Raw genomic sequence first — 25,252 nt, 5'->3', positions numbered from 1 at the left:
GGCAAGCCGTCCCGTTCCGCCGGCCCATTTCGAAGTCGGCCAGTCGAAAAGCGATGGCGCAATATTGGCTTTGCGGCGGAGGCCTGCTCTATAGTGTGCCGCATCGCCCGCAACGGATGACAAAAAGAATGGCGGAATATTCGGCCTTTTCGCTTCTCAAAAACGCGCTGACCGGCAACAGGGACTGGAAGCCGGCCTGGCGCAAGCCGGACCCGAAGGCGTCCTATGACGTGATCGTCATCGGCGGTGGCGGCCATGGCCTATCAACGGCCTATTATCTCGCCAAGGAGCACGGCATCACCAATGTCGCGGTGCTGGAGAAGGGCTGGCTCGGATCCGGCAATGTCGGCCGCAACACGACGGCTGTCCGCTCCAACTACCTGCTGCCTGCCAACACGCGCTTCTACGAACATTCGATGAAGCTGTGGGAGAACCTTTCGCACGACCTCAACTACAACGTCATGTTCTCGCAGCGCGGCTGCCTGAACCTGGCGCACACGCCTGCCCAGCTCGACGATTTTGCGCGGCGCGGCAACGCCATGCGCCATCTCGGCGTCGACGCCGAACTGATGACCACTGCTGAGATCGCACGTCTGATACCGGCGCTGGACGTATCGGGCACGGCGCGCTTCCCGATCATCGGCGGGCTTATGCAGCCGCGCGCCGGCACCGCCCGTCACGATGCCGTTGCCTGGGGCTATGCGCGCGGCGCCGACCGTCGCGGCGTCGACATCATCGAGAATTGCGAGGTTACCGGCTTCCTGCGCGATGGCGACCGTGTCACCGGCGTGTCGACTTCGCGCGGCGAGATCCGCGCCAAGAAGGTGGCGGTCGCGGTGGCCGGCAGCACCGGACGCGTCATGCAGCTTGCCGACATCGGGACGATGCCGATCGAGAGCCATGTGCTGCAGGCCTTCGTGACGGAATCGCTGAAGCCGTTCGTCGATACCGTCCTCACCTTCGGCATGGGCCATTTCTACATGTCGCAATCGGATAAGGGGGGCCTCGTCTATGGCGGCGACCTCGACGGCTACAACAGCTACGCCCAGCGCGGCAGTTTGCCTATTGTCGACGAGGTGATGAGCGAGATGCTGGCGCTGTTTCCAGGTCTCGCCCGCGTCCGCATGCTGCGTTCATGGGGCGGCCTCTGCGACATGTCGATGGACGGTTCGCCGATCATCACCACCGGTCCGCTGCCGGGCATGTATCTCAACTGCGGCTGGTGCTACGGCGGCTTCAAGGCGACGCCGGCCTCCGGCTGGTGCTTTGCCTGGACCATCGCCAAGGACGAACCGCACGACTTCAACGCGCCCTTCACGCTCGATCGCTTCCATCGCGGCCTGGTGATCGACGACAAGGGCCAGGGCGCGACGCCGCGGCTGCATTAGACCATGATCCCTAAAAGTGGAAACCGGTTTTCGGACAAGATCATGGTCAAACAAAAAGACACAATCCCATGCTGATCACCTGCCCCTATTGCGGCCCGCGCGACGTCATCGAGTTCAACTATCAGGGCGACGGCAACCGCCAGCGCCCTCAACTCGCCTCGCAGGACCTCGACGCCTGGAACGCCTATGTTTACGACAGGCTGAACCCGGCTGGTGACCACAACGAGATCTGGCAGCATTCCGGCGGTTGTCGCGCCCATCTCAGGGTCGTGCGCAACACGCTGACACACGAGATCTCCAGCGTCGCCTTCGCGCGCGGCGACCACAAAGCCGCCATGCGCCACAAGGCGGAGGGCAAGTCGTGAGCCCGCGCCGCATCGATACCGGCGGCCGGATCGACCGGCTGCGAACCATTCGGTTCACCTTCGACGGCGCGCCCTATACCGGCCATGCCGGCGACACGCTCGCCTCGGCGCTGCTGGCCAATGGCGTCACCCTGTTCGGGCGCTCGTTCAAATATCACCGCCCGCGCGGCGTGCTGACATCAGGCGTCGAGGAGCCGAACGCCCTGGTGACGGTGCTGCGGGGCGAGGTTCGCGAGCCCAACATTGCCGCAACCATGGTTGAGATCTATGACGGGCTGACCGCCGTCAGCCAGAACCGCTTTCCATCGCTGTCCTGGGATGTCAGCGCCGCCAACCAGCTCGGCGGCAAGCTTCTGTCCGCCGGCTTCTATTACAAGACCTTCATGGGACCCGCGCTCGGCCCGCTGAAGGGCACGCGTTTCTGGATGTTCTGCGAGCATTTCATCCGCCGCGCCGCCGGTCTTGGCCGCGCCGGGATCGCTGCCGACACGGCGCGCTATGAGCGCATGAACGCTTTCTGCGATGTGCTGGTGGTCGGCTCCGGCCCGGCCGGGCTGATGGCCGCCAAAGCCGCCGCCGATCAGGGCGCCCGTGTCATCCTCAGCGAGCTCGAACCGCATTTCGGCGGCTCGGCCAAATGGTCGGGCGAGACGATCGACGGCATGCCCGGGGCGGACTGGGCAGCGCGAACCGCCGGCCAGCTCGAAGGCCATGACAACGTCCGTCTGCTGCCGCGCACCACGGTCTGGGGCTATTACGACGGCAACACGCTCGCCGCGACCGAGAGGGTTACCGATCACAAGGAGAGGCCCGGCAAGGGCGAACCGCGCCATCGCTACTGGGCAATCCGCGCCAAATCGGTGGTGCTGGCCACTGGCTCTTTCGAGCGGCCGCTGGTGTTTCCGGGCAACGACCGGCCGGGGGCGATGCTGGCGCATGCGGCCGAGCGCTATGCCAATGAGTATGGCGTGCTGCCAGGCAACAGGATCGCGCTCTTCACCAACAATGACAGCGCCTATCGCTCTGCCCTTGCGCTGAAGAAGGCCGGGGCGGCGATCGTCGCCATCGTCGACGTACGGCCGGAGCTTTCGAGCGAGATGCGCAAGCTCGCCGATGAAGCAGAGGCCAAGAGCCTTTCCGGTCACGCCGTGGTCGCCACCGAAGGCGGCAAGGCACTGTCCGGCATCAAGGTGCAGCGCTTCGACATGACCAATGGCGCGCTTGTCGGCGACGCGCGCAGCATTCAAGCCGACTGCCTGCTAATGTCGGGAGGCTGGTCGCCGACCATCCATCTGGCCAGCCAGGCCGGCGCCAAGGCGGAGTGGAATGCCGCCAGACAGGCCTTCCTGCCGCCGAAGCCGACGCAGAGATGGTCAACACAGCAATGGATTGGCGCCGGCGCCTTCACTGGCAGCTTTTCCACCGCCGAGGCAATCGCCGAAGGCCGCGCCGCCGGTCTTGCCGCGGCGGGCGGAACGGGCACGCCGGCGGCCTTGCCGGTTGTCGAAGCAGCACCCGGCGATCCTGATCCGGCGCCGGTCTTCGAGATCAGGGCTAATGGAAAGAGCTTCGTCGATTTCCAGCACGACGTGACGGCGGACGATGTTCGGCTGGCGCATCGCGAAGGCTTCGTCTCGGTCGAGCACCTGAAGCGCTACACCACGCTCGGCATGGCGACCGACCAGGGCAAAAGCTCCAACATACCCGGCCTCGCCATCATGGCCGAGGCTTTGGGCAAGCCGATACCCGAGGTCGGCACGACACGCTTTCGCCCACCTTTTTCAGCGGTGTCGATCGGCTCGCTGGCCGCGGAGCGTTTCGGCGACCTGAAGCCAGAGCGGTTGACGCCGATGCATGACTGGCACATCGCCAACGGCGCGACCATGTACTCTGCCGGCCTCTGGTATCGCCCGATGATCTACGGGCTTTCAGGCGAAACGGTCGAGCAGGCCTATGTGCGCGAAGCCAAAGCAACCAGAGAGAGCGCCGGCATCGTCGATGTCTCGACACTGGGCAAGATCGCCGTGCAGGGTCCGGACGCGGCGGAATTCCTCGACCGGGTCTACACCAACATGTTCTCGACGCTGGCCGTCGGCAAGGCCCGCTACGGGCTGATGCTGCGCGAGGACGGCCTCGCCTTCGACGACGGCACGACGTGGCGGCTCGGCGAACAGGACTTTCTGATGACCACCACCACGGCCAATGCCGGCAAGGTGATGCAGCATGTGGAATATTTCCTCGATGTCATCTGGCCGGAGCTGAAGGTCCATGTCACCTCGGTGACCGACGAATGGGCGGGTGCGGCGATCGGCGGGCCGAAGGCCAGGGCAATTCTTGCCGCTTGTGTCACCGGCACTGCCGTCGATAACGCCACCCTGCCCTTCATGGGTATCGTGCGCGGCAAGATATCAGGCGTGCCGGTGATGATCTGCCGGCTGTCCTTCTCCGGCGAAATGGCCTTCGAAGTTTACTCTGGCGCCGGGTACGGGACCCATGTCTGGGAAGCGTTGATCGAAGCCGGCAAGCCGTTCGGATTGGTGACTTACGGGCTTGAGGCGCTGGGCACGATGCGCATCGAGAAGGGCCACGTCACCGGCGCCGAGATCGACGGCCGCACCACGGCACGCGACCTTCATCTCGACTGGATGCTGTCCAAGAAAAAGCCCTTCATCGGTTCGGCGATGATGGATCGCGAGGGCCTGATCGCGCCCGACCGCCTGGAACTCGTCGGCTTGATTTCGCTGGACAACCGGCCGCTCAACGGCGGCGCTCACATCGTCGAGACGCTTGACGAAGCCAACCCGCACGATTCCATCGGTCACATCACCGCTTGCTGCTATTCGCCGGCGCTCGGCAAATACATCGCGCTCGCTTTGGTCAAGGACGGCAAGGCCCGGCGTGGCACGCGCGCCCATATCTCCGATCCCCTGCGCAACCGGTTCGGTCCGGTCGAGATCGTCTCCAATCACTTCTTCGATCCGGACGGGAGCCGCATGCATGGTTGAGCGCCAATCACCGCTTGAGCTGGAATTGCGCACCGGCTCGCACGGCGACTTCGAACACGGCGTCGATGTCATCCTCTCCGAAACCAGGCCGGGATCGATCCTGCAGCTCTCTGCCTGGCCGGGCCAGGAGAAGAAGTTGATCGCCGGTATCCGCACCGTTACCGGCCTGGCTCTACCCGATGGAGCCGGCGCCGGCAGCACCGATGGGGTGCGGTCCGTGTTCGGCTTTGCGCCTGGAAAATTCACCGTGGTCGACGAGGCCGAGGGCTTGGCGGCGGCGTTTGCCGGTGTCGTCACCCCGGCCATCGGCACGCTGACCGACCTGTCGCATGGCCGCACCGCGATTCGCATCCATGGACCGAAGGCCGAATGGGTGCTGGCAAAATTTTTCGCCATCGACTTCGCGCTGCCGGCCTTCCCGATCGGTACAGGCCGCTCGACCATGCACCATGACGTCTTCGCGCAGATCCAGCGAACCGGCGCCGACCAGTTCGACATCTATGTGTTCCGCTCGTTTGCGCGGTCGTTCTGGAAGGCGCTCTGTCACGCCAGCGAAGAAGTCGGCTACGAAGTGCAGTAGACCGAGGCGGCCGGTCGTCACCTCACTTCCTCACTTGGCGAACGTCACCCACTCTTCCAGCGGCGCGCGATCGGTGCGGAACTCGTTTTCCGGCTTGGACGTATCCTCGTAACCGAGCGCCATGCCGCAGACGACGATCTCCTCGTCGGGAATGTTGAGCACTGGCCTGATTTGCCGGTGATAAGGCGCGAACGCCGCCTGCGGACAGGTGTGCAGGCCCCTGCCCCGCGCCGCCACCATGATGTTCTGCAGGAACATGCCGTAGTCGATCCACGAGCCCTTGTTGAGCCGCCGGTCGACGGTGAAAATCATGCCGACCGGGGCGTCGAAGAAGACGAAGTTGCGGTCGTGCTGCGCGCGCATCCTGTCCACCTCACGCCGGCCGATACCGAGCGCACTGTAGAGGCCGAAGCCGTTGGCCCGCCGCCGGGTGAGATAGGGTTCGAAGAACTGGTCTGGATAGTAGCGATACTCGTCCCAATCGGCCTTTTCGGCGCGGATGCCGGAATTGAGGATAGCGTCGGTGATCCGCTGCTTGACCTCGCCTTTGGTGACGTAGACCCGCCAGGGCTGCATGTTGGTGCCCGAAGGCGCCCGAGCCGCCACGGCGAGAATGGCGCGGATCGTCTCGTCGTCGACCATGTCGGACAGGAAGGCGCGCACCGAACGGCGCGATGTGATCGCCTCGTCGACGATCGCCGCATCCTTGGCGATCCGGGTGTTGTTTTCCAGCATGGGTCGTCCTTAGCGCATGGCCCCGGAAACCGGAATCGGTTTCCGGAAAGGATCATGCGCAGTCTAGAAAATGATAGAGTGTCCTTTGCGCGTCCAATTGGACGCGCGGCGCTCTATCGTGAGTCTCGACCGGACGTCCCTCACTCGCCGTTCGTGGCCGAGCCTTTGCCCGAACCGTGAGAGTGGCGCAAGCAAATCTTGTGGTCCTATGAAAATGCTCTTGATTTTTTCACGAGCTTGACCTCTCATGAAATTTGCCCCGAATTTTTCACAAAGGGGAATTTTTCACCAAGAGAAATTCTTCATCAAGAGAAATGGCTTTGCCCTCAACCGCCGTCAGATCCGAGCAGGAAAACCGCGAACGGCTGCTGGCCGGCGACATCAGGGCGCTGCGCAGGGCGCGCGGGCTGACGCTTGTCGAGATTGGCCTGAAGCTCGGCCGGTCCGTCGGCTGGGTCAGCCAGGTCGAGCGCGGCCTGTCGATACCATCGCTCAGTGATCTCAGGGCCTTCGCTGAATTGTTCGGCGTGCCAGTCAGCCTGTTCTTCAGCCACGATGTGCCCGTCGAGAAAGAGCGCGGCGTGGTGGTGCGCGCCGGCAGCCGCCGCATACTTGGCACAAGCGATTCCGGCCTGGTGGAGGAGCTTCTGTCGCCCGACCTCGGCGGTAGTTTCGAGATGCTGCGTTCGGTCTTCGCACCGGGTGCGGAGCTGAAGACCGAAGCGCGCCGGCCGACGGAGGAAGCCGGATATGTCGCCTCCGGCAGCTTCGACATCGAGATATCAGGGGTCTGGCACCAGCTTGGCGAAGGCGACTCCTTTCGCTTCGACGGCAAGCCGTTCCGCTGGCGCAATCCTGGAGCGGAGCCGGCGGTGGTGATCTGGGTGGTTTCGCCGCCTGTTTACTAGAGGTTTGGAGAAGAACATGGCCGGTTTGCCGACCACGGCACGCGTGGTGATCATAGGAGGCGGTGTCGTCGGCGCCTCCTCGCTCTATCATCTCGCCAAGGCGGGCTGGACCGATTGCGTGCTTCTGGAAAAGAACGAGCTAACGTCCGGCTCAACCTGGCATGCGGCCGGCAACGTGCCGACCTTCTCTTCGTCATGGTCGCTGATGAACATGCAGCGCTATTCGACCGAGCTCTATCGCGGACTGGCCGACGAAGTCGACTATCCCATGAACTACCACGTCACCGGCTCGCTCAGGCTCGCCCACACAACGGAGCGCATGCAGGAGTTCCAGCGCGCCAAGGGCATGGGCCGCTACCAGGGCATGGACATCGATGTGGTCGGCCTCGACGAGATCAAGCGCCGCTACCCGTTCATCGAAACGCATGAGCTGAAGGGCGCGCTCTACGATCCGAGTGACGGCGACATCGACCCGGCGCAGTTGACCCAGGCTTTGGCCAAGGGCGCCCGCGACATGGGTACGAAGATCATCCGCTTCTGTCCGGTCACCGGCGTGCGCCGCGAAAAAGATGAGTGGGTGGTCGAGACCGAGCAAGGCGAGATCCGCTGCGAAATCGTCGTCAACGCCGCCGGCTACCGCGCAGCCGAAGTCGGCAAGATGTTCGGCCGCGACGTGCCGATGATGGTGATGAGCCATCAATATATCCTGTTCGAGGAAATCCCCGAACTGGCCGCATGGTCGAAAGAACAGGGTAGGAAGCTGCCGCTGCTGCGCGACGTCGACACCTCCTACTATCTGCGCCAGGAAAAGAACGGCATGAATCTCGGCCCCTACGAGCGCAATTGCCGCGCGCATTGGGTCGGTCACAACGATCCGATGCCCGATGACTATTCGTTCCAGCTGTTCCCCGACGATCTCGTCCGGCTGGAGGACTATCTGGCCGACGCCGTCGCCCGCGTGCCGATCCTCGGCACCGCCGGATTGTCCAAGGTCATCAACGGACCGATCCCCTACGCGCCGGACGGCAACCCGCTGATCGGGCCGATGCCGGGCGTGCCCAATGCCTTCGAGGCCTGCGTCTTCACCTTCGGCATCGCCCAGGGCGGCGGCGCCGGCAAGGTGCTGGCCGAATGGGTGACTGAGGGCCAGACCGAATGGGACATGTGGTCCTGCGATCCGCGCCGCTTCACCAGCTTTGCCTCGGCCCCGGATTACTGCGTCGCCAAGGGCATGGAGATATACGGCAACGAATACGCCATCCAGTTCCCGCGCCATGCCTGGCCGGCTGGGCGCGACCGCAAGCTGTCGCCGATCCACGATCGCGTCAAGGCGCTCGGCGCCTGCTTCGACGCCTATAATGGCTGGGAGCGCGCCACCTGGTATGCGCAGGCCGGCGACGATGTTTCGGAATCCGCGACGCTGACCTTCCGCCGCGACGGGCCGTGGCAGCATCGCGTCCGCGAAGAGTGCCTCGCCGTGCGCGATACCGCCGGCATTCTCGACCTGCCCGGTTTCAGCCGTTTCAACCTCGACGGCCCTGGCGCCGCCGAATGGTTGAGCCGACAGGTCACCGGGCTGGTGCCAAAACCCGGCCGCATCGGCCTCGTCTATTTCGCCGACGACAAGGGCCGCATCGTCACCGAAATGTCGGTCGTGCGCCACGACGAGAACCTGATGACGCTGATCACCGCGGCGATAGCGCAGTGGCATGATTTCGAGTGGCTGAAATCGCGCATGCCCAGGGATGCGACGTTCAAGCTGATCGACCGGACGGAGGAATACGCCACGCAGATCCTCGCCGGACCCAATTCGCGAAAAATCCTCGCCGATGTCTGCGCCGCCGACCTCGCTCTGCCCTGGCTGACGCACCAGGAGACGGCAATCGCCGGCCGTTGGGCAAAGCTGGTGCGCGTGTCCTTCGCGGGCGAGCTCGGCTGGGAAATCCACACCAAGGTCGATGATACCGCCGCGATCTTCGACGCCGTCTGGGCGGCCGGCCAGAAGCATGGCCTGAAACCGTTCGGCATGTACGCGCTGGATTCGCTCAGGCTCGAAAAAGGCTACCGCGCCTGGAAGGGCGACCTGTCGACCGACTATTCGATCCTGCAGGGTGGGCTGGAGCGTTTCGTCAAATGGGACAAGCCTGACTTCCGCGGTAAAGCGGCGCTGCAAAACGAGAAGCAGCAGGGCATGAAGAAGCGATTCGTCACGCTGGTCGTCGAGAGCCCCGGAGACTGTGATGCCCCTTACATGTCGACGCTGTGGCATGACGGCAAGATCGTCGGCGAGACGACATCCGGCGGCTGGGGCCATCGCATCGACAAGTCGATCGCGCTCGGCATGCTGCACGCCGACCTGACCGAACCGGGAACCGCGGTCGAGGTCGAGATCTTCGGCGAGCGCTTCAAGGCGGTCGTGCAGAAGGACGAGCCGCTGTGGGATCCGAAGAACGAAAGGTTGCGCGCATGAAGTCCGTTATCCTCACAGACGGCGGCATGGGCCAGGAGCTGGTACGCCGCAGCAGCTCCGAGCCGACGCCGCTGTGGTCGGCCAGGGTGCTGATCGACGAGCCTGATCTGGTGCGCGACCTGCATGCGGAATTCATCCGGGCCGGCGCCCGCGTCATCACCATAAACACCTATTCCGCAACGCCCGAGCGGCTGGCGCGGGAGGGCGCGGAAGAGCTGTTCAAGCCGCTGCAAAAACGCGGCATAGAACTGGCACGGCAAGCTCGCGACCACGCCGGCGACGCGGCGGTCGCCGGCTGCCTGTCTCCTTTGTTCGGCAGCTATGCGCCGGCACTGACGATATCCTTCCAGGATACGCTCGACATCTACCGCCGCATCGTTGCCGAGCAGGCTGACGGCGTCGACCTGTTCCTGTGCGAGACCATGGCGTCGGCCGAGGAGGCGCGCGCGGCTGTCACCGCGGCATCGGAAAGCGGCAAGCCGGTGTGGGTGTCGTGGACGCTCGCCGATCACGGCGCGCCACGGCTGCGCAGCGGCGAAGCCATTGCGGCAGCGGCGAGCGCTCTCGACGGCCTGCCGGTGGCGGCACGGCTGATCAATTGCTGCCGGCCCGAAGCGATTGCTGCGGCGCTCCCCGAACTGATCGATCTCGGCAGCCCGGTCGGCGCCTATGCCAACGGCTTCACCTCGATTGAGGCGCTCACACATGGCGGCACCGTGGACGTGCTGCACGCCCGCCACGACCTCGATCCGGATGCATATGCCGAGCAGGCGGTCGGCTGGGTCGATGCCGGCGCCGACATCGTCGGCGGCTGCTGCGAAGTCGGACCGCCCCATATCGCCGCCCTGCGCGACCGTCTCGAACAGGCCGGCTACGAAATTTCGGGAGTAGCATAATGCCCAGACCATCATCGCGCATTTCCGGCATCGTGCCTTCCGGCAAGGATGGCTGGGAGGTTCATTTCGCGGCCTGGACACGCAAGGAGGCCGGCGAGGACATCATCGTCCTGTCGGTCGGCGACCATGATTTCGACACGCCGGCGCAGACGATCGAAGCCTGTGTGACGGCGGTTCGCGCCAGCAACCACCACTACACCCCTCTTCCCGGCCTTCCGCGCCTGCGCAAGGCAATGGCGGCGGCCTCGACCGCGTGCTCCGGCGTTGCGACCAACCCCGACCAGGTCATCGCCACGCCAGGCGGACAGGCAGCGCTGTACGCGGCGGTGCAAGCCGTTCTCGACCAGGGCGACCATGCCATCGTGGTCGCGCCCTACTACGCGACCTATCCCAACACGTTCAGCGCGGCCGGCGCCGATTTCACCGTGGTCGAGACACCCGCCGAGGATGGTTTTCAGCCGCGGGCCGCCGACATTCGCGCAGCGCTTCGGCCGAACACGCGCGCCATCCTCATCAACACCCCCAACAACCCGACGGGTGCCGTCTATTCGCGCCAGCGTCTGGAAGAACTGGCGCATATCTGCCGGGAGCATGACCTCTGGCTGCTGTCGGACGAGGTCTATTGGACGCTGGGCGGCGGCGAGCACATCTCGCCGCGCGCGCTGCCCGGCATGGCGGAACGCACACTGGTCATCAATTCGATGTCCAAGAGCCACGGCATGACCGGCTGGCGCATGGGCTGGCTGACCGGGCCCGAAGAGATGATCTCGCTGCTGACCAATCTCAATCTGGTGACGACCTACGGCCTGCCGGCTTTCATCAGCATCGCTTGCGCCGAGGCGCTCGAAAACGGTTACGGCGTCAAGGCAATCGCCGAGCGCTATGCCGCAAGGCGCACCGTCGTCGTCGATGCCATGCGCGGCATGGACAACGTCACCGTGCGCGGCTCCGAAGGCGGCATGTATGTCATGCTCGACATATCGGCCCTCGAGCCGGACGACGAGAAATTCGCCTGGGCGCTCCTCGACAAGGAAAAGGTCGGCGTGATGCCTGGCTCGAGCTTCGGCGAGGCCGCCGCCGGCCACATCCGCGTTAGCCTCTGCCAGCCCGAGGCGGTACTTCTGGAAGCAGCCCTTCGCCTGCGCCGCTTTGCTTCCACCTATCGCCGTGAGGCGGCATGAGCGCCCTGCCCCAAAAGACCATTCCCGACAAGGCAAGGGCCGTCATCATCGGTGGCGGCGTCTCCGGCTGCTCGGTCGCCTATCACCTGGCCAGGCTCGGCTGGACCGACATCGTTCTGCTCGAACGCAAGCAGCTGACATCGGGCACGACATGGCATGCCGCCGGCCTCATCGGCCAGTTGCGCGGTTCGCAGAACATGACGCGGCTGGCGAAATATTCGGCCGACCTCTACGTCAAGCTGGAAGCCGAGACCGATGTCGGCACCGGCATGCGGCAGGTCGGCTCGATCACCGTGGCGTTGACCGAGGAGCGCAAGCACGAGATCTACAGGCAGGCGTCTCTCGCCCGCGCATTCGATGTCGACGTGCGCGAGATTTCACCTGGGGAAGTCAAGGAGATGTACCCGCATCTCAACATTTCCGATGTGGTCGGCGCCGTGCATCTGCCGCTCGACGGCCAGTGCGACCCGGCCAATATCGCCATGGCGCTGGCCAAGGGTGCCCGCCAGCGCGGTGCGACGATCGCCGAGAATGTGAAGGTCACCAAGGTCCATACCAGGGATGGCCGCGTCACCGGCGTGTCTTGGGCGCAAGGCGACGAGCAAGGCATGATCGAGGCCGACATCGTCATCAACTGCGCCGGCATGTGGGCGCGCGAGCTCGGCCGCCAGAATGGCGTCACCATCCCACTGCACGCCTGCGAGCATTTCTATCTCGTCACCGAGCCGATCCCCGGCCTTTCCCGGCTACCGGTGCTGCGCGTGCCGGACGAGTGCGCCTACTACAAGGAAGACGCCGGCAAGATGATGCTCGGCGCCTTCGAGCCGGTAGCAAAACCCTGGGGCATGGACGGTATCCGCGAGGATTTCTGCTTCGACCAGTTGCCGGAGGATTTCGAGCATTTCGAGCCGATCCTCGAAATGGGCGTCAACCGCATGCCGATGCTGGCCAGCGCCGGCATCCACACTTTCTTCAACGGTCCCGAGAGTTTTACTCCCGACGACCGCTATTATCTCGGCGAGGCACCGGAGCTTTCCGGCTATTGGATGGCGACCGGCTACAACTCCATCGGCATCGTCTCCTCCGGCGGCGCCGGCATGGCATTGGCGCAATGGATCAACGACGGCGAAGCGCCCTTCGACCTTTGGGAGGTTGATATCCGCCGCGCGCAGCCCTTCCAGAAGAACCGCCGCTATCTCAAGGAGCGCGTCTCCGAAACGCTCGGCCTGCTCTATGCCGACCATTTTCCGTACCGCCAGATGGCGACCTCGCGGAACATAAGGCGCTCGCCTCTCCACGACCATCTGAAGGCACGCGGCGCGGTCTTCGGCGAGGTCGCCGGCTGGGAGCGCGCCAACTGGTTCGCCCGCGAGGGCCAGGAACGCGAGTACCGCTATTCGTGGAAGCGGCAGAACTGGTTCGACAACCAGCGCGACGAACATCTGGCGGTCAGGAGCGGCGTCGGCCTGTTCGACATGACCTCGTTCGGCAAGATCCGTGTCGAAGGCCGCGACGCCTGTGCCTTCCTGCAGAAGCTTTGCGCAAACGACATGGATGTCGCGCCGGGCAAGAGCGTCTACACCCAGATGCTCAACCAGCGCGGTGGCATCGAGAGCGACCTCACCGTCTCGCGGCTGTCTGAAACGGCCTACTTTCTCGTCGTGCCCGGCGCGACGCTGCAGCGCGATCTGGCCTGGCTGCGCAAGCACCTTGCCGACGAGTTCGTCGTCATCACCGATGTCACCGCTGCCGAAGCCGTGCTCTGCCTCATGGGTCCGGATTCGAGAAAGCTGATTCAAAAGCTGAGCCCCAACGATTTCTCCAACGAGGCCAACCCATTCGGCACGTTCCAGGAGATAGAAATCGGCATGGGGCTGGCTCGCGCCCACCGCGTCACCTATGTCGGCGAACTCGGCTGGGAGCTTTATGTCTCGACTGAGCAGGCGGCACACGTCTTCGAGGCGATCGAGGATGCCGGCGCCGATGTCGGCCTAAAACTCTGCGGCCTGCACACGCTGGATTCCTGCCGGATCGAAAAGGCCTTCCGGCATTTCGGCCACGACATCACCGACGAGGACAATGTGCTGGAAGCCGGCCTTGGTTTCGCGGTGAAGACCGCGAAGGGCGATTTTCTCGGCCGCGATGCCGTGCTGAGGAAAAAAGAAACCGGATTGAACCGGCGGCTGGTGCAATTCCGCCTGAAAGACCCGGAGCCGCTGCTCTTTCACAATGAGGCGATCCTGCGCGACGGCAAGATCGTCGGCCCGGTCACATCGGGCAACTATGGCCATCACCTGGGCAGCGCCGTCGGCCTTGGCTACGTGCCGTGCCAGGGTGAAAGCGAGGCGGACGTGCTGGCGTCGTCCTACGAGATCGAGATCGCCGGCGAGCGCTTCGCCGCCGAGGCATCGCTGAAGCCGATGTACGACGCGAAGGCGGAACGGGTGAGAATGTAGGGCACCTTCCCTTCTCCCCTGGGAGAAGGGAATTTCCGCCGGCTCAAAACCGCTCCAGTTTCGCCCGCACTTTCGCGAGAAACGCCGCCCTCGTCTTCGGCGTGGAGGAATCCATCAGGTAGTGCGCCAGAAAGAACGTCCTGCAGCGGGTGGAGCAGAGCGCTCGCATGCCGCGCAGGTTTGTCTTGCGTCCCGGTTGGCCGACGACGACGCTCCACCAGGTCGGTGCGCCGCAGGTCGTGATCACCCCTATCTTCGTCACATGCCTCATCAGCGACTGGATCCGTCCCTTGCCCGCCGGCAGCTTGAAGGCGACATCCGTCGCCCACACCCGGTCGAGCCAGCCTTTCAGCATCGCCGGCAGTCCGTACCACCATGTCGGATAGATGAAGAGGATTGCCTGGGCCCAGTCGAGGTGGACGATGTGCGGCTTGAGCTCCGGGTCCTGCGGAGCGTGCTCATTGTAGGAACGCCGCTCTTCGCAGCTCATCACCGGATTAAAATTTTCGGCATAGAGGTCGAGCAGCCGCACCTCCCAGCCCCTCGCCTTAAGCACCTCGATGGCACAGTCTCGGATCGAGGCGCAAAAGCTTTCCGGGACCGGATGGCAGTAAACCACCAGGACCAGCATCAGAATGCATCCATGCTGGCGGCGACCTTCGCCACGAATCTCTTCCGCGTTTCGTCGGTCGACAGGTTCATCGAATAATGCGCGAGGTAGGACACGGAGGCGCCAGGCTTGATGGTGGCGCGCAACACACGGTTGACCAGCTTGCGCGGCGGGTCGCCCATCAGCATGGCGCGGAACCGGCTGCCGCCATAGGTGGCCACCGCCGCCAGCTTGCGAATGTTGTGCAGCGACGGCTGCACCTTGCCGTTGACCAGCTTGAACGACACCCCGGGCAGGAAGACGCGGTCGAAAAAGCCTTTCAGGATCGCAGGATAGCCGAAGTTCCACACCGGAAACGACAGCACCAGCGCGTCGGCCTTTTGCAGCCTCTCGACATAAGGAGCGGCCGGATCATCGGCGCCGCGCGCATCGTGATAGCCGAGCCGTTCGGCCCGCGTCAGCCGCGGATCGAAATTCTCGGCATAGAGATCACAGTCGTCGACCACGTGGCCGGCGGCTGTCAGCCGCTCGACGATCGTCCGGTGCAGACCGGCATTGAAGCTGGTCTCGACCGGATGGGCGTAGAGAACGAGGATATTCATCACCCCGCCTTCTGCAACCCCTTGAACAGGAACGACTTGCCCGAGCGATAGTCGTAATCCGGGTTCTCCCAGGCGATCATCTTGCCGGGATTGAGCAGCCCTTGCGGATCGGTCTCGCGCTTGAAGGCGAGCTGCACCTCATCCGTCTGCTTCATGCCGCCCTCTTCCAGCGTGTAGCGGTGCGGGTTGAAGACCCAGCAGCCATTGTCCTCATGGATGCGGATGATCTCGTCCAACCGTTCGGCCGTGGTGAAGCGGACCAGCGGCAGTCCGGCCACACCGATCGCGCCATCGAAGCGGATGAATTCGAGATGCACCGGCACTTCTTCGCCGAAGCGGTCGATCATCGCCTTGACGTGAGCCAGATGATCCGGCGAGGGATAGCGGGTCTGCAGATAGGTGATATTGGGATCGACCCTGATGGCGCGCAGCGTGGTGTGGTTCCAGGTCAGCTCATAGGCCGGCGGCAGGCCCTTGAGATCGGCCTCCTTGTCGGCGCGGAAGACGATCTCGCCCTTGCTGCGTGCGGTGAGGGCGACAAAGGCGTCCATCGCATGCGGCGCGATCATGCAGACGACAATGCTCTGCTCGCGCCTGAAGAATCTCTGGTGGCGCTTGAAATAGTCATAGGGAATCGGTGCTGCGATCGGCGTGATCAGTTTCGCCAGAATGCCGTCCTGGATGGCGAGATCGTTGCCGAAGCCGGCTGCATCCATGAAATCATCGAAGCCGACGATGACATCGATCCAGTCGTAAGCCGCGGTCAGCGGCATCTCGACCTCGGTGATGATGCCGTTGGTGCCGTAGGCATGCATCACCTTCAGCACCTCCTCGCCGGTAAGGTCCATGATGCGAGGCTCCGCCTCCATCGTCACGGTCCTGAGCCTGATGACATTGCCGAGGTCGCGCAGCCCGCCCCAGCGGATCGAGCCGACGCCGCCCGATCCGCCGGCGACAAAGCCACCGATCGATGCCGTGTTGTAGGTCGATGGCGACATCCGTAGCTCCTGGCCGGAATGCGCACGTGCCGCTCTGTCGATGTCGGCAAGCACGGCACCCGGACCGGTCACGACGCGGCCGGGCGCGATCGTCTTGACCGCGTTCATCTCGGCGAGATTGAGCACGACGCCGCCGGACAGAGGCATCGCCTGCCCGTAATTGCCGGTGCCGCTGCCGCGCGGCGTCACCGGAATGCCGTGCCGGTGGCAAGCGGCAAGCACGCGGATCACCTCGTCTTCCGTCTTCGGCGTGACGATCAGGTCGCCGGTCACATGGTCGAGCTGTTGCTTCAGCACCGGGCTGTACCAGTAGAAGTCACGGCTCTTCTGCTGGACGATCGCCGGATGATCGTCGATCTTCAAACCGTCGAGGTCGCGCTTGAGCGCCGCAATATCCATTACTTCACCATCAGCTCGTCGAGTTCGGCATAGTCGGGCAATTGGCGCTCGATGGCGCGACCCTCGCGCACGACGATGCGATCCGATTCGGGCCGCGACAGCAATTCCGTCCAGTTCCGGCCTTTGAAGACGATGAAATCGGCAGCACCGCCGGCGGCAAGCGTGCCGAAACCGTCGAGCCGCATCACCTTGGCTGGCGTGGACGTCACCGCTTGCGGCCAGTCGCCGACCGGGTGATCGAAATGCAGGATGCGCGTTGCCATGCGATAGACCTCCAGCATGTCGAGGTCGCCATAGGCGTAGAACGGGTCGCGGGTGTTGTCGGAAGCGACGGCCACCGGGATGCCGCGCGCCTTCATCTCGTGCAGCAGCGTCACGCCGCGCCAGCGCGGCGTTGTGCCGTCGCCGCGACGGTCCTGCAGATAGAGATTGCACATCGGCAGCGACACCACGGCAAGCCCCGCCTTTGCCACCTTGTCCAGCGTGTCGAGCGCGTCGAGATCGGGCTGGCGCGCCAGCGAGCAGCAGTGGCCGACGAGGATGTTCCCGTCAAAACCGTTCCACAGGGCCGCCTCGGCGATCTTCTTCAGCGAGATCGCGGAAACGGCGTCGGTCTCGTCGGCATGGAAATCGAGGTCGAGACCGTGCTTGATCGCCTGCGCGAACACTTGATCGAGAAGCTCTTCCAGGTCCGGCACCATGTAGGTGACCACGCCGAGCACGCCCTTGGCCGCAGCCACGCGTTTGGCCAGCCTCTCGAACCATTTCGTGTCGCGCACGCCTTCGACGCCGAGCAGGCAGGCGGCCTGCAGTTCGATGCGGCCACGCCATTTCTCCCGCATCGTCTCGAACACCGGCCAGGAGATCTCTTCCTGCGGCGCGACGCTGTCGAGATGGGTGCGCAAAGCCCTGGTGCCGTGCGCGTAGGCGGAGCGCAGTGAAAAATCCATGCGGCGGGCGACGTCGTCGGCGCTCCAGCGTGCGGCCCGGTCGGCGCCGGTTGCGTTCAACGCGCCCATGAACGTGCCGTCGGGATTTGGGTTTCGAGGCCAGATATGGCCCTTGTCGATATGGGTGTGGCAGTCGACGAAGCACGGCATGACGATGCGCCCGCCAAGGTCGACGGCACCTGCCGGCGTGTTGGACTGGCGATGCGCCACGATGCTGGAAATCTTGACGTCGGCGACGGCGATGTCGGCGAGCGCAAAGCCATCGCTGTCATACGCCGCGGCAAGGTCGGACGTGAGCGACTGATGAACACGGACGTTGGCAAGATGATAAGGGCCAGAGGCTGGTATCAAGCCGCACCCCCCTCTGCCCTGCCGGGCATCTCCCCCTCAAGGGGGGAGATCGGCAGCTTCACCCGTGGCGCACGTCTTGCAACTTCTGTGGTTGGCGAAATCCGAAATGACATCCAATCTCCCCCCTTGAGGGGGAGATGTCCGGCAGGACAGAGGGGGGTGCTTCGCGCAGACATTTCACGCATCCTACCGCTCCTGCTTCAGGGCGCTTTCGTGCCAGCGCCGCAGGATCAGATGCGAAATCAGCGACAGCACCAGGAAGATCAGAATGCCGGTGAACGAGATCAGGATCAGCGCCGCGAACAGCCGCGGTGCGTTGAGCCGGTAGCCGGCCTCGATGATGCGCGAGGCAAGGCCGGACGACTGGCCGGTGGCTCCGGCGACGAACTCCGCCACCACCGCGCCGATCAGCGACAGGCCGCCGGCGATCTTCAAGCCCCCGAGGAAATAGGGCATTGCCGCCGGCAGCCTGAGATAACGCAATTGCTGCCAGCGGGTCGCGCCGTTCAGCTTGAACATGTCGCGCAGATTGCGGTCGACGGAATTGAGACCAAGCGTGGTGTTGGAGAGGATCGGGAAGAAGGCGACGATCCAGGCGCACAGCAGAAGCTTCGTCGTCTGGTCGTCGACATAGATGTTGATCAGCGGGAAGATCGCGACGATCGGCGTCACCTGCAGAACGATGGCAAACGGGAAGAACGACATCTCCACCCATTTCGATTGCGCGAACAGCACCGCCAGCCCGACCCCGCCGATGACCGCGAGAAGCAGGCTGAGGAAGGTGATCTTGAGCGTCACCAACAGCGAGGAGAACAGCAGCCCGGCATCGTCGAAGAGCGTCTTCAGCACCACACCGGGGCGCGGCAGGATATATTTCGGGATGTCGTTCCAGACGCAGATGCGGTCCCACAGCCAGATGGCCAGGATCATGATCGCCAGCGGCAGCACCCATCGGCCGATCCGTTCGAGCCGCTCCTGGCGTACACGACGCGCCTCTTCGGGGTCGAGTATCGGTGCGTGTTCTTCAATGGCCGTCATGGTGTGGCCCAGCAGTTGAGTTGATGGCGCCGATCAGCACATCGGACGCCTGGCGGCAGAGCGCGGCATAATCGGGCGAGGTGCGGAAGGTCTCGTTGCGCGGATAGGGCGCATCGACGGCAAGTTCCCTGAACACCCGGCCTGGTCGCGCCGCCATGACGACGACGCGGTTGGAGAGGAAGACGCTTTCGAAGACGCTGTGGGTAACGAAGACGACGGTGAAACGCTCGTCCTGCCACAATTCGAGAAGATCGTTATTGAGCTTGAAACGGGTGATCTCGTCGAGCGCCGCGAACGGCTCGTCCATCAACAGAACGCGCGGCTTGGTCACCATGGCGCGGGCGATCGAGACGCGCATCTTCATGCCGCCGGACAGCTCGCGCGGCACGGCATTCTCGAAGCCGGTCAGGTGAACCCGCGCCAGCATCTCCATCACCGCCGGCGCAGCCTTGGACCGCGACACGCCCTTCAATCGCAGCGGCAGCCAGACATTGTCGAAGACATCGGCCCAAGGCAGCAGCGTCGGTTCCTGGAAGACGAAGCCGATGTCAGGGCGGTCGAGGGCGCTGCTGCCGCGCCAGTCGAGCAGGCCGGAGGTCGGCGTCGCCAGACCGGCGATGAGGCGCAAGGCGGTCGACTTGCCGCAGCCGGACGGGCCGAGAAGGCTGAGGAAATCGCCTTCTCTGATCGTCAGGTCGACGTCGCTGAGCGCTGTCACGCCATTGGAAAAGACCTTGCCGACCCCGCGCAGCGCCAACAGCATCGGACCTTTGCCCGATGCGCTTGCCGGCGCTTGCGCCACTTTCTCCTGCATCATGCCCGGGTGCTATTTCTTCAGGTCGATCCCGACGCCCTTGTTGACGAAGGCCAGCGTGTAGGACTTCTTGATGTCGACGTCAGCCGGCACGACCTTGGCCTTGACCATCTTGTCGTAGAAGCTTTGGATGCGCGCGTCGGTCATCGCGCCGATGCCGAGCTTTTCGGTATCGCCGGAATCGACGATGCCGAATTTCTTCATCTGCTCGATCGAAAACGCGATTTGCTCGTCGCTGATGTCGGGGTTGTCCTTCTTGATCGCCGCGTTGGCGGCAGCATTGTCGCCGTAGAGATAGTTGTACCAGCCCTTGGCCGAGCCATCGACGAAGCACTGAACCACTTCCGGCCGCTTGTCGATCGTGGCCTGCATGGTCTCGATCGTCGTCGCATAGGTATCGAAGCCATAGTCGGCGAGCAGGAACAAATTGGGCTGAAAGCCGCCTTCCTTGGCGACCGCATAAGGCTCCGAGGTCACGTAGCCTTGCTGGATCGACTTCGGATTGGCGATGAAAGGTGCGGGGTTGAAGGTGTAGGGCACGCGCTTGGCCGGATCGAAGCCGAACTCGGTGATCATCCACTGGAAGAAGCTCTGTGCCCCTTCGTCACCGATGATGTACTGATCCGCGTTCTTCAAATCCTCCCATCTGTCGAGCCCCTGACCTGGATGAGCCATGATCACCTGCGGCTCTTTCTGGAACGAGGCGGCGACCACGCGCAGCGGAATGTCCTGCTGGACGGCGTCGAAGGCCTGCAGCATGTTGCCGCCCATGTAGAAGTCGATCTTGCCGGCGAGCAGCAGCGGCCGGCCGCTAACCTGCGGGCCGCCCTGCATGATCGTCACGTCGATGCCGCACGCCGCATAGGTACCGTCCGCCACGGCCTGATAGTAGCCGCCGTGCTCGGCCTGGGCGAGCCAGTTGGTGCCGAAGGTGACTTTTTCGTTCGCTGCCGCACCAAATGTGCTTGCGGCAAGCAGCATGATCGCGCTCGCCGAGATCTTAAATCTTCCGTCCATCCACACCACCCTTTGTTGGCTCCGGCGCGCCACGCCCCGGGCTCGACACCATCGATTCTAGAAGCAAGACACATGCCACCGCCGCGCCCCGCCGCTTGCGCAAGAGCCGCATGCGAAAGCCGGGCGGGTCATGCTGTACCGAAGGCATCGTGCCTATTTTTTGAACGCCTGTCCATAATCGCCCTGATAACATGCACTGCAACTTGAAGGCTTACCCAATCCAGCCTTACGCTGACGGCAGACTGGAGATTTTCATGTTCAAATTCCTCACGCCGAAGTCGATCAAGCCGCCTTTCGCCCGCTACAGCCATGGCGTCGAGGTACCGCCCGGCAAGAGGCTGGTGCTGTGTTCGGGCCAGGTTGCCATCACCGCGGACGATCAGATCCCGGACGATGCCGGCGCGCAGGCCGAACTCTGCTTCACGAATATCGCCGTGATTCTCGGCGAGGCCGGGCTTGGGCTCTCCGACATCGTCCGCATCAACGCCTATGTCACCGACCGCGCCTTCCTGCGGCCCTATATGGACGTTCGCGACCGCCTGTTCACCAGCCCGGCACCCGCCTCGACGCTGATGATCGTGTCCGGTTTCGCGCGGCCGGAATTCAAGGTCGAGATCGAGGTCGTCGCGGCGGGGTGATCGACAGGCGAGCCTTCCCGCGCTAGGTCTGGCCATGCATCGAAGAGGCCACTCTATCGAAAAGGCCACTCTATCGAAAAGGCATGACATGACCGTTGCAGACAAACGCGTGTGGTGGGGCGACTATCGGACCACCGAATACGCTACCATCGATCCGGAGGCGACGATCGCCGTGCTGCCGGTGGCGGCGATCGAACAGCACGGCCCGCATCTGCCGGTCTCGACCGACACCTCGATCATGAACGGCATGCTGGAGACGGTGATCGCCCGCCTGCCCCACGATCTCGACATCCGCATCCTGCCGGTACAGGCCGTGGGCAAGTCGAACGAGCACCTGCATGCGCCGGGAACCCTCACCCTGCCGGCGGCAACCCTGATCGAGGCGTGGACCGAGCTTGGCCTGTCGATCGCGCGCGCCGGGTTGAGGAAACTGATCGTCGTCAACTCGCATGGCGGCAACGAGGAGATCATGGGCATCGTCACGCGCGAATTGCGGGTGCGCGCAAAGATGCTGGCGGTCAAGACCAGTTGGCAGCGCTTTGGCCGGCCGGCCGGCATGTATACCGAGCTTGAGGACCGCCAGGGCATCCATGGCGGCGATGTCGAGACCTCGTTGATGCTGCATTTCCGGCCGGATCTGGTCGACATGGCAAAGGCCGACAATTTCGTGTCCAACGTCGCCCGCGCCGAAAACGAATTTGCGCTGCTGCGCCACACCGGGACACACGCCTTCGCCTGGATCGCCACCGACCTCAACCCGAACGGCGTGGTCGGCGATGCCAGTATTGCAACGGCCGAAAAGGGCAGGCTGACGGCTGAGCATCAGGCCGACGGTTTCATCAGCCTGTTGAAGGATGTGCGCAAGGCGAAGCTGGCCGACTGGCTGGCCTAGACTCTTGTCAAGCGTCGATCTTCAGCGCGAAAGGCGTGCCCTCGAAGGCGTCCGCTCCGCGCCCGATCGCCTGGATCGCGCGGGTCATGCGGCCATTGCGGTCAAGCAGTGCATCGGCAACAGCAATCAGTCGCGGATTGGGTGTCGCCGTCGGCGACAGCGCGCGCAGCGTCTCGGCCAACTCGACCTCGTCACGCTTCGGCGCCAGTGCGGCCGCAATGATGTAGGCCGAGGCCGTCGAACGGCTGATGCCGGCATAGCAATGCACGATCAGCGGCCTTGCACGATCCCATTGCCGCGCGAAATCGAGCAGGTTGCGGACATGCGTCTCGCCCGGCATGGTCATGCCCTCCTGCGCCACGGCAATGTCGTGCATGACCAGATGCAGATGGTTTTCCCGGGCGATAGACACCGGGCGCGTCACCTCGGTGCCGGCGGCCAGCAGGGAAAGCAGCCGCTCCGCGCCGGTTCTCGCAACCGTTTCCTCGACCTTCGACAGCGAACAGACATGGATCATTGCTTGATCTCCTCGATCTAATAGCCGTCGCGCTGCTGCGCCCAGTCGGCAAGAGCCGATTCGAGCCGCTGCCATTCCTCGCCCTCGCCCGGCAGCCCGGCGCGCAGCACATCCGGCCGGCCGGAAAAATGACGAAGCAGGATGCCACGCTCGCCGAGCGCCGAAAACAGCCCGGCGGCGTCTGCCAGCCTGATATAGCGGAACAGCGTGGTGCCGCCGGCGACAGCCACACCGAAGCGACCGAATAGCGCATCGAGCCGCGCCGTATCCCCGGCGAGACGGCGCCGCATCTCGACCTGCCAGCCGGTATCGCCAAGCGCGCGGATACCATATTCCAGTGCCGGTCCGGCGACCGCCCACGGCCCGAATTGCGCCTCCAGCCGTTCGACCGTCAGCGCGTCGGCTATTGCAAAGCCAAGCCGCAGGCCGGCCAGCCCAAAGAACTTGCCGAAGGAACGCAGCACGACGATGCCGCCCCGGTCGACGACGCCGGCAAGGCTTTCGCCAAGCGGGCCAACATCCATGAAGGCCTCGTCAACGACCAGCAACCCGCCTCTGGCGTGCAATTTTCCGGCAAGCTCAAGCAGCCTCTCGCGCCCGACAATACGCCCGTCTGGATTGTTGGGGTTGACGACGATGGCGAGGTCGGCTCCTGCCAAAACCTCGAAATCGTCGACCTCCGTCACCGCATGGCCGGCGATCGCCGCTGCCCGCTGATGTTCGGCATAGGTCGGCCCGAGCACCAACGCCTTGCCGGGGCTCGCCAGCGAGGCGACGCACGGCAGCAAGATCTGCGTGCCGGGCGCCGCCGCCACATTCGCCGCTGAAGGCGCGCCATAGACGCTCGCCGCGACATCAGCCAGATCACGGACCCGCGCGGCTTCCGGCAATCTTGACAGAGCGGTGGCGGGCAGCTCGAAAAAAGGGTAGGAGTGCGGATTGATACCGGTCGAGAGGTCGACGAAGGGTTGTGGCGCATGGGGGAAAAGCCCTCTCGCCCGGCCAAGGCTTCCGCCGTGATCCACCATTGCCGCCGCGCCATCAAGAAGCTTCATGTCAATCCTGATCGCTTTCCTGTCACTGGTCGTTGAACTCGCTGTTGGCTACCCAGCCTGGCTGTTTGGCGCTATCGGCCATCCCGTCACCTGGTTCGGCAGCCTGATATCCTTTCTCGACCGCAGGCTCAACCGCGCCACTGATTCCGACGCTGTCCGTCGTCGGCGCGGCGTTGATGCCCTGCTGATCATCGTGCTGGTGCCGGCCACCATCGCTTTCGCGGTGGACACCATGCTTTCGGGCATTCCCGCCGGATTGATCCTCACGGCGATTCTGGCGACGTCGCTGCTGTCGCAGAAGAGCCTGGCCGAGCATGTCGAGGCGGTGGCCGACGGACTCGACAATGGTGGACTCAGCATCGGTCGTGTTGCCGTCTCACGGATCGTCGGCCGCGATCCGAAGAAGCTCGACAGGCCTGGGGTCTGCCGCGCGGCGATCGAAAGCCTGGCCGAGAATTTTTCCGACGGCGTCGTTGCGCCCGTCTTCTGGATCGGCGTCGGCGGGCTGGCCGGCGGCGTCGCCTACAAGGCCGCCAACACAGCCGATTCGATGATCGGCCACCGCACCCCGCGCCACGAGGCCTTCGGTCGGGCGGCGGCGCGCTTCGACGATCTGATCAACCTGCCGGCGTCGCGGCTGACCGCGCTGCTCATCGTGCTGGCCGCCTTCCTCGTCAAAGACGCCGATGCCGGCAACGCCTGGCACATCATGCGGCGCGACGCGAAGAAGCACCGTTCGCCCAATGCCGGCTGGCCCGAGGCAGCGATGGCCGGCGCGCTCGGCCTGGCGCTCGCCGGGCCGCGCTCCTATGACGGCGTCATGGTCGATGATGCTTTCATGGGCGAAGGCGGTCGCCGCGAAGCGGAAAGCGCCGATATCAGGCGGGCGCTGAAACTCTACCGCGTCGCCGACTTTCTGCTGATCGCGCTGTTCGGCTTGCTGTCGGTGATCGTTATCTTGGTGTGAACGTCCGTATGGTCGCAAAAATCCCACTTACCAAGTAACACGGACTTCCTTTGCGCCTGAATCTGCGGCCTCGCCAGTCGACCGTGAACTATCCGCAAGCCATTGATCTGGCATGTTGATTGAGGCGGATAGCGGCTTTGGAATTGCAGGATTGGCGGTTTATGAGCGCTGTTTTCCTGCAATTTGGTTTTGCGATTCCCTTGTGCTGCGGAGCGTGATTCACTCGGTTCGGCGGCGGCGAATCGAGGGGACGGCGAATGTCCAAGCCACGCGAGAAGCGCGAGACGGGAGAGCAGGATCTGTTCCGCTCCAGGCTCGATCAGATCATCAACATGAAGCACGAGCTGGTGCGGCTGGCGCAGGCGATCGACTGGCCGGTGCTGGAGGAGCGTTTCGGCGCCGTCTATTCGGACGGCTCCG

Annotated in this window: 22 protein-coding genes and 1 pseudogene; 13 read left to right on the top strand and 10 right to left on the bottom strand. The window is 63.9% G+C overall.

Annotation, left to right across the window (positions count from 1 at the left end; translation table 11 throughout):
• The first annotated feature begins 128 nt into the window (after positions 1 to 128).
• From IQ26_RS31835 to IQ26_RS31820, 4 genes are all read left to right on the top strand, one after another.
• Complete coding sequence (locus IQ26_RS31835) at positions 129 to 1,388, top strand: sarcosine oxidase subunit beta (protein WP_145722347.1); 1,260 nt, start codon at positions 129 to 131, stop codon at positions 1,386 to 1,388.
• Between the two features lie 68 nt (positions 1,389 to 1,456).
• The gene (locus IQ26_RS31830; RefSeq protein ID WP_145722346.1) at positions 1,457 to 1,753 is read left to right on the top strand and encodes a sarcosine oxidase subunit delta; all 297 of its coding nucleotides are present in this window, start codon (positions 1,457 to 1,459) and stop codon (positions 1,751 to 1,753) included.
• Positions 1,750 to 4,758 (top strand): sarcosine oxidase subunit alpha, encoded by a 3,009-nt coding sequence (locus IQ26_RS31825; RefSeq protein WP_145722345.1) that lies wholly within the window; start codon positions 1,750 to 1,752, stop codon positions 4,756 to 4,758. The genes IQ26_RS31830 and IQ26_RS31825 overlap by 4 nt, the downstream gene beginning before the upstream one ends.
• Positions 4,751 to 5,338 (top strand): sarcosine oxidase subunit gamma, encoded by a 588-nt coding sequence (locus IQ26_RS31820; protein ID WP_145722344.1) that lies wholly within the window; start codon positions 4,751 to 4,753, stop codon positions 5,336 to 5,338. The genes IQ26_RS31825 and IQ26_RS31820 overlap by 8 nt, the downstream gene beginning before the upstream one ends.
• Before the next feature lie 30 nt (positions 5,339 to 5,368).
• Here the strand turns inward: IQ26_RS31820 and IQ26_RS31815 are convergent, their stop codons facing one another.
• Entirely contained in the window at positions 5,369 to 6,073 is a 705-nt protein-coding gene (locus tag IQ26_RS31815) for a nitroreductase (protein WP_145722343.1), read from the bottom strand.
• A gap of 314 nt (positions 6,074 to 6,387) precedes the next feature.
• Between IQ26_RS31815 and IQ26_RS31810 the strand changes: the two genes are divergently transcribed.
• The 5 genes from IQ26_RS31810 to IQ26_RS31790 are packed head-to-tail and all read left to right on the top strand — an operon-like array spanning position 6,388 to position 13,984.
• Positions 6,388 to 6,981: a helix-turn-helix domain-containing protein gene (locus IQ26_RS31810; protein WP_145722342.1), complete on the top strand. Its 594-nt coding sequence runs from the start codon at positions 6,388 to 6,390 to the stop codon at positions 6,979 to 6,981.
• Between the two features lie 16 nt (positions 6,982 to 6,997).
• A complete protein-coding gene (locus tag IQ26_RS31805) occupies positions 6,998 to 9,451 on the top strand; it encodes a GcvT family protein (RefSeq protein ID WP_145722341.1) in 2,454 nt (817 codons plus the stop codon).
• Entirely contained in the window at positions 9,448 to 10,347 is a 900-nt protein-coding gene (locus IQ26_RS31800) for a homocysteine S-methyltransferase family protein (RefSeq protein WP_145722340.1), read from the top strand. The genes IQ26_RS31805 and IQ26_RS31800 overlap by 4 nt, the downstream gene beginning before the upstream one ends.
• Positions 10,347 to 11,528 (top strand): pyridoxal phosphate-dependent aminotransferase, encoded by a 1,182-nt coding sequence (locus IQ26_RS31795; protein WP_145722339.1) that lies wholly within the window; start codon positions 10,347 to 10,349, stop codon positions 11,526 to 11,528. The genes IQ26_RS31800 and IQ26_RS31795 overlap by 1 nt, the downstream gene beginning before the upstream one ends.
• Complete coding sequence (locus IQ26_RS31790) at positions 11,525 to 13,984, top strand: GcvT family protein (protein WP_162458129.1); 2,460 nt, start codon at positions 11,525 to 11,527, stop codon at positions 13,982 to 13,984. The genes IQ26_RS31795 and IQ26_RS31790 overlap by 4 nt, the downstream gene beginning before the upstream one ends.
• Positions 13,985 to 14,027: 43 nt before the next feature.
• On the opposite strand, the gene IQ26_RS31785 is transcribed toward IQ26_RS31790, so the two are convergent.
• The 7 genes from IQ26_RS31785 to IQ26_RS31750 form a co-directional block, all read right to left on the bottom strand.
• Positions 14,028 to 14,615 carry an NAD(P)H-dependent oxidoreductase gene (locus tag IQ26_RS31785; RefSeq protein ID WP_145722338.1) on the bottom strand — a complete coding sequence of 196 codons (588 nt, stop codon included), beginning with the start codon at positions 14,613 to 14,615 and terminating at the stop codon, positions 14,028 to 14,030.
• Positions 14,615 to 15,196, bottom strand: a complete 582-nt coding sequence (locus IQ26_RS31780; protein ID WP_162458128.1) for an NAD(P)H-dependent oxidoreductase — start codon at positions 15,194 to 15,196, stop codon at positions 14,615 to 14,617. Before IQ26_RS31780 ends, IQ26_RS31785 begins: the two co-directional genes overlap by 1 nt.
• Positions 15,196 to 16,593, bottom strand: coding sequence for an FAD-binding oxidoreductase (locus IQ26_RS31775; RefSeq protein WP_145722336.1), 1,398 nt, complete (start codon positions 16,591 to 16,593; stop codon positions 15,196 to 15,198). Before IQ26_RS31775 ends, IQ26_RS31780 begins: the two co-directional genes overlap by 1 nt.
• The gene (locus IQ26_RS31770) at positions 16,593 to 17,894 is read right to left on the bottom strand and encodes a cytosine deaminase (protein WP_145722335.1); all 1,302 of its coding nucleotides are present in this window, start codon (positions 17,892 to 17,894) and stop codon (positions 16,593 to 16,595) included. The genes IQ26_RS31775 and IQ26_RS31770 overlap by 1 nt, the downstream gene beginning before the upstream one ends.
• Positions 17,895 to 18,080: 186 nt before the next feature.
• On the bottom strand, positions 18,081 to 18,932 hold the full coding sequence (locus tag IQ26_RS31760; RefSeq protein WP_145722334.1) for an ABC transporter permease: 852 nt from the start codon (positions 18,930 to 18,932) through the stop codon (positions 18,081 to 18,083).
• The gene (locus tag IQ26_RS31755; RefSeq protein WP_145722333.1) at positions 18,919 to 19,749 is read right to left on the bottom strand and encodes an ABC transporter ATP-binding protein; all 831 of its coding nucleotides are present in this window, start codon (positions 19,747 to 19,749) and stop codon (positions 18,919 to 18,921) included. Before IQ26_RS31755 ends, IQ26_RS31760 begins: the two co-directional genes overlap by 14 nt.
• A 9-nt stretch (positions 19,750 to 19,758) precedes the next feature.
• Positions 19,759 to 20,763, bottom strand: coding sequence for an ABC transporter substrate-binding protein (locus tag IQ26_RS31750; protein ID WP_145722332.1), 1,005 nt, complete (start codon positions 20,761 to 20,763; stop codon positions 19,759 to 19,761).
• Positions 20,764 to 21,017: 254 nt separating this feature from the next.
• On the opposite strand from IQ26_RS31750, the gene IQ26_RS31745 reads away from it, so the two are divergent.
• Together IQ26_RS31745 and IQ26_RS31740 are read left to right on the top strand one after the other, a co-directional pair.
• The gene (locus IQ26_RS31745) at positions 21,018 to 21,401 is read left to right on the top strand and encodes a RidA family protein (RefSeq protein ID WP_145722331.1); all 384 of its coding nucleotides are present in this window, start codon (positions 21,018 to 21,020) and stop codon (positions 21,399 to 21,401) included.
• 88 nt (positions 21,402 to 21,489) lie between these two features.
• The gene (locus tag IQ26_RS31740) at positions 21,490 to 22,293 is read left to right on the top strand and encodes a creatininase family protein (RefSeq protein WP_145722330.1); all 804 of its coding nucleotides are present in this window, start codon (positions 21,490 to 21,492) and stop codon (positions 22,291 to 22,293) included.
• A 7-nt stretch (positions 22,294 to 22,300) separates the two neighbouring features.
• On the opposite strand, the gene IQ26_RS31735 is transcribed toward IQ26_RS31740, so the two are convergent.
• Both IQ26_RS31735 and cobD read right to left on the bottom strand, forming a co-directional pair.
• Positions 22,301 to 22,810 (bottom strand): tyrosine phosphatase family protein, encoded by a 510-nt coding sequence (locus tag IQ26_RS31735; protein ID WP_145722329.1) that lies wholly within the window; start codon positions 22,808 to 22,810, stop codon positions 22,301 to 22,303.
• Between the two features lie 17 nt (positions 22,811 to 22,827).
• Positions 22,828 to 23,865: a threonine-phosphate decarboxylase CobD gene (cobD, locus tag IQ26_RS31730; protein ID WP_145722328.1), complete on the bottom strand. Its 1,038-nt coding sequence runs from the start codon at positions 23,863 to 23,865 to the stop codon at positions 22,828 to 22,830.
• On the opposite strand from cobD, the gene cbiB reads away from it, so the two are divergent.
• Entirely contained in the window at positions 23,864 to 24,832 is a 969-nt protein-coding gene (gene cbiB, locus IQ26_RS31725) for an adenosylcobinamide-phosphate synthase CbiB (RefSeq protein ID WP_145722327.1), read from the top strand. The genes cobD and cbiB overlap by 2 nt on opposite strands.
• 257 nt (positions 24,833 to 25,089) lie before the next feature.
• A pseudogene (locus IQ26_RS31720) lies at positions 25,090 to 25,252 on the top strand (IS5/IS1182 family transposase); the annotation flags it as partial.

The sequence above is a fragment of the Mesorhizobium tianshanense genome, from assembly GCF_007830515.1.
GTDB lineage: Bacteria > Pseudomonadota > Alphaproteobacteria > Rhizobiales > Rhizobiaceae > Mesorhizobium > Mesorhizobium tianshanense.
The sequence above is the reverse complement of the archived record's forward strand: the minus strand, read 5'-3'. Positions and strand labels throughout refer to the sequence as shown.

Excerpts from the sequence above, each read along its gene's own strand:
- IQ26_RS31835 (WP_145722347.1), top strand. The coding sequence starts at position 129 with ATGGCGGAATATTCGGCCTTTTCGCTTCTCAAAAACGCGCTGACCGGC.
- IQ26_RS31830 (WP_145722346.1), top strand. The coding sequence starts at position 1,457 with ATGCTGATCACCTGCCCCTATTGCGGCCCGCGCGACGTCATCGAGTTC.
- IQ26_RS31820 (WP_145722344.1), top strand. The coding sequence starts at position 4,751 with ATGGTTGAGCGCCAATCACCGCTTGAGCTGGAATTGCGCACCGGCTCG.
- IQ26_RS31815 (WP_145722343.1), bottom strand. The coding sequence starts at position 6,073 with ATGCTGGAAAACAACACCCGGATCGCCAAGGATGCGGCGATCGTCGAC.
- IQ26_RS31810 (WP_145722342.1), top strand. The coding sequence starts at position 6,388 with ATGGCTTTGCCCTCAACCGCCGTCAGATCCGAGCAGGAAAACCGCGAA.
- IQ26_RS31805 (WP_145722341.1), top strand. The coding sequence starts at position 6,998 with ATGGCCGGTTTGCCGACCACGGCACGCGTGGTGATCATAGGAGGCGGT.
- IQ26_RS31800 (WP_145722340.1), top strand. The coding sequence starts at position 9,448 with ATGAAGTCCGTTATCCTCACAGACGGCGGCATGGGCCAGGAGCTGGTA.
- IQ26_RS31795 (WP_145722339.1), top strand. The coding sequence starts at position 10,347 with ATGCCCAGACCATCATCGCGCATTTCCGGCATCGTGCCTTCCGGCAAG.
- IQ26_RS31790 (WP_162458129.1), top strand. The coding sequence starts at position 11,525 with ATGAGCGCCCTGCCCCAAAAGACCATTCCCGACAAGGCAAGGGCCGTC.
- IQ26_RS31785 (WP_145722338.1), bottom strand. The coding sequence starts at position 14,615 with ATGCTGGTCCTGGTGGTTTACTGCCATCCGGTCCCGGAAAGCTTTTGC.
- IQ26_RS31780 (WP_162458128.1), bottom strand. The coding sequence starts at position 15,196 with ATGAATATCCTCGTTCTCTACGCCCATCCGGTCGAGACCAGCTTCAAT.
- IQ26_RS31775 (WP_145722336.1), bottom strand. The coding sequence starts at position 16,593 with ATGGATATTGCGGCGCTCAAGCGCGACCTCGACGGTTTGAAGATCGAC.
- IQ26_RS31760 (WP_145722334.1), bottom strand. The coding sequence starts at position 18,932 with ATGACGGCCATTGAAGAACACGCACCGATACTCGACCCCGAAGAGGCG.
- IQ26_RS31755 (WP_145722333.1), bottom strand. The coding sequence starts at position 19,749 with ATGATGCAGGAGAAAGTGGCGCAAGCGCCGGCAAGCGCATCGGGCAAA.
- IQ26_RS31750 (WP_145722332.1), bottom strand. The coding sequence starts at position 20,763 with ATGGACGGAAGATTTAAGATCTCGGCGAGCGCGATCATGCTGCTTGCC.
- IQ26_RS31745 (WP_145722331.1), top strand. The coding sequence starts at position 21,018 with ATGTTCAAATTCCTCACGCCGAAGTCGATCAAGCCGCCTTTCGCCCGC.
- IQ26_RS31740 (WP_145722330.1), top strand. The coding sequence starts at position 21,490 with ATGACCGTTGCAGACAAACGCGTGTGGTGGGGCGACTATCGGACCACC.
- IQ26_RS31735 (WP_145722329.1), bottom strand. The coding sequence starts at position 22,810 with ATGATCCATGTCTGTTCGCTGTCGAAGGTCGAGGAAACGGTTGCGAGA.
- cbiB (WP_145722327.1), top strand. The coding sequence starts at position 23,864 with ATGTCAATCCTGATCGCTTTCCTGTCACTGGTCGTTGAACTCGCTGTT.
- cobD (WP_145722328.1), bottom strand. The coding sequence starts at position 23,865 with ATGAAGCTTCTTGATGGCGCGGCGGCAATGGTGGATCACGGCGGAAGC.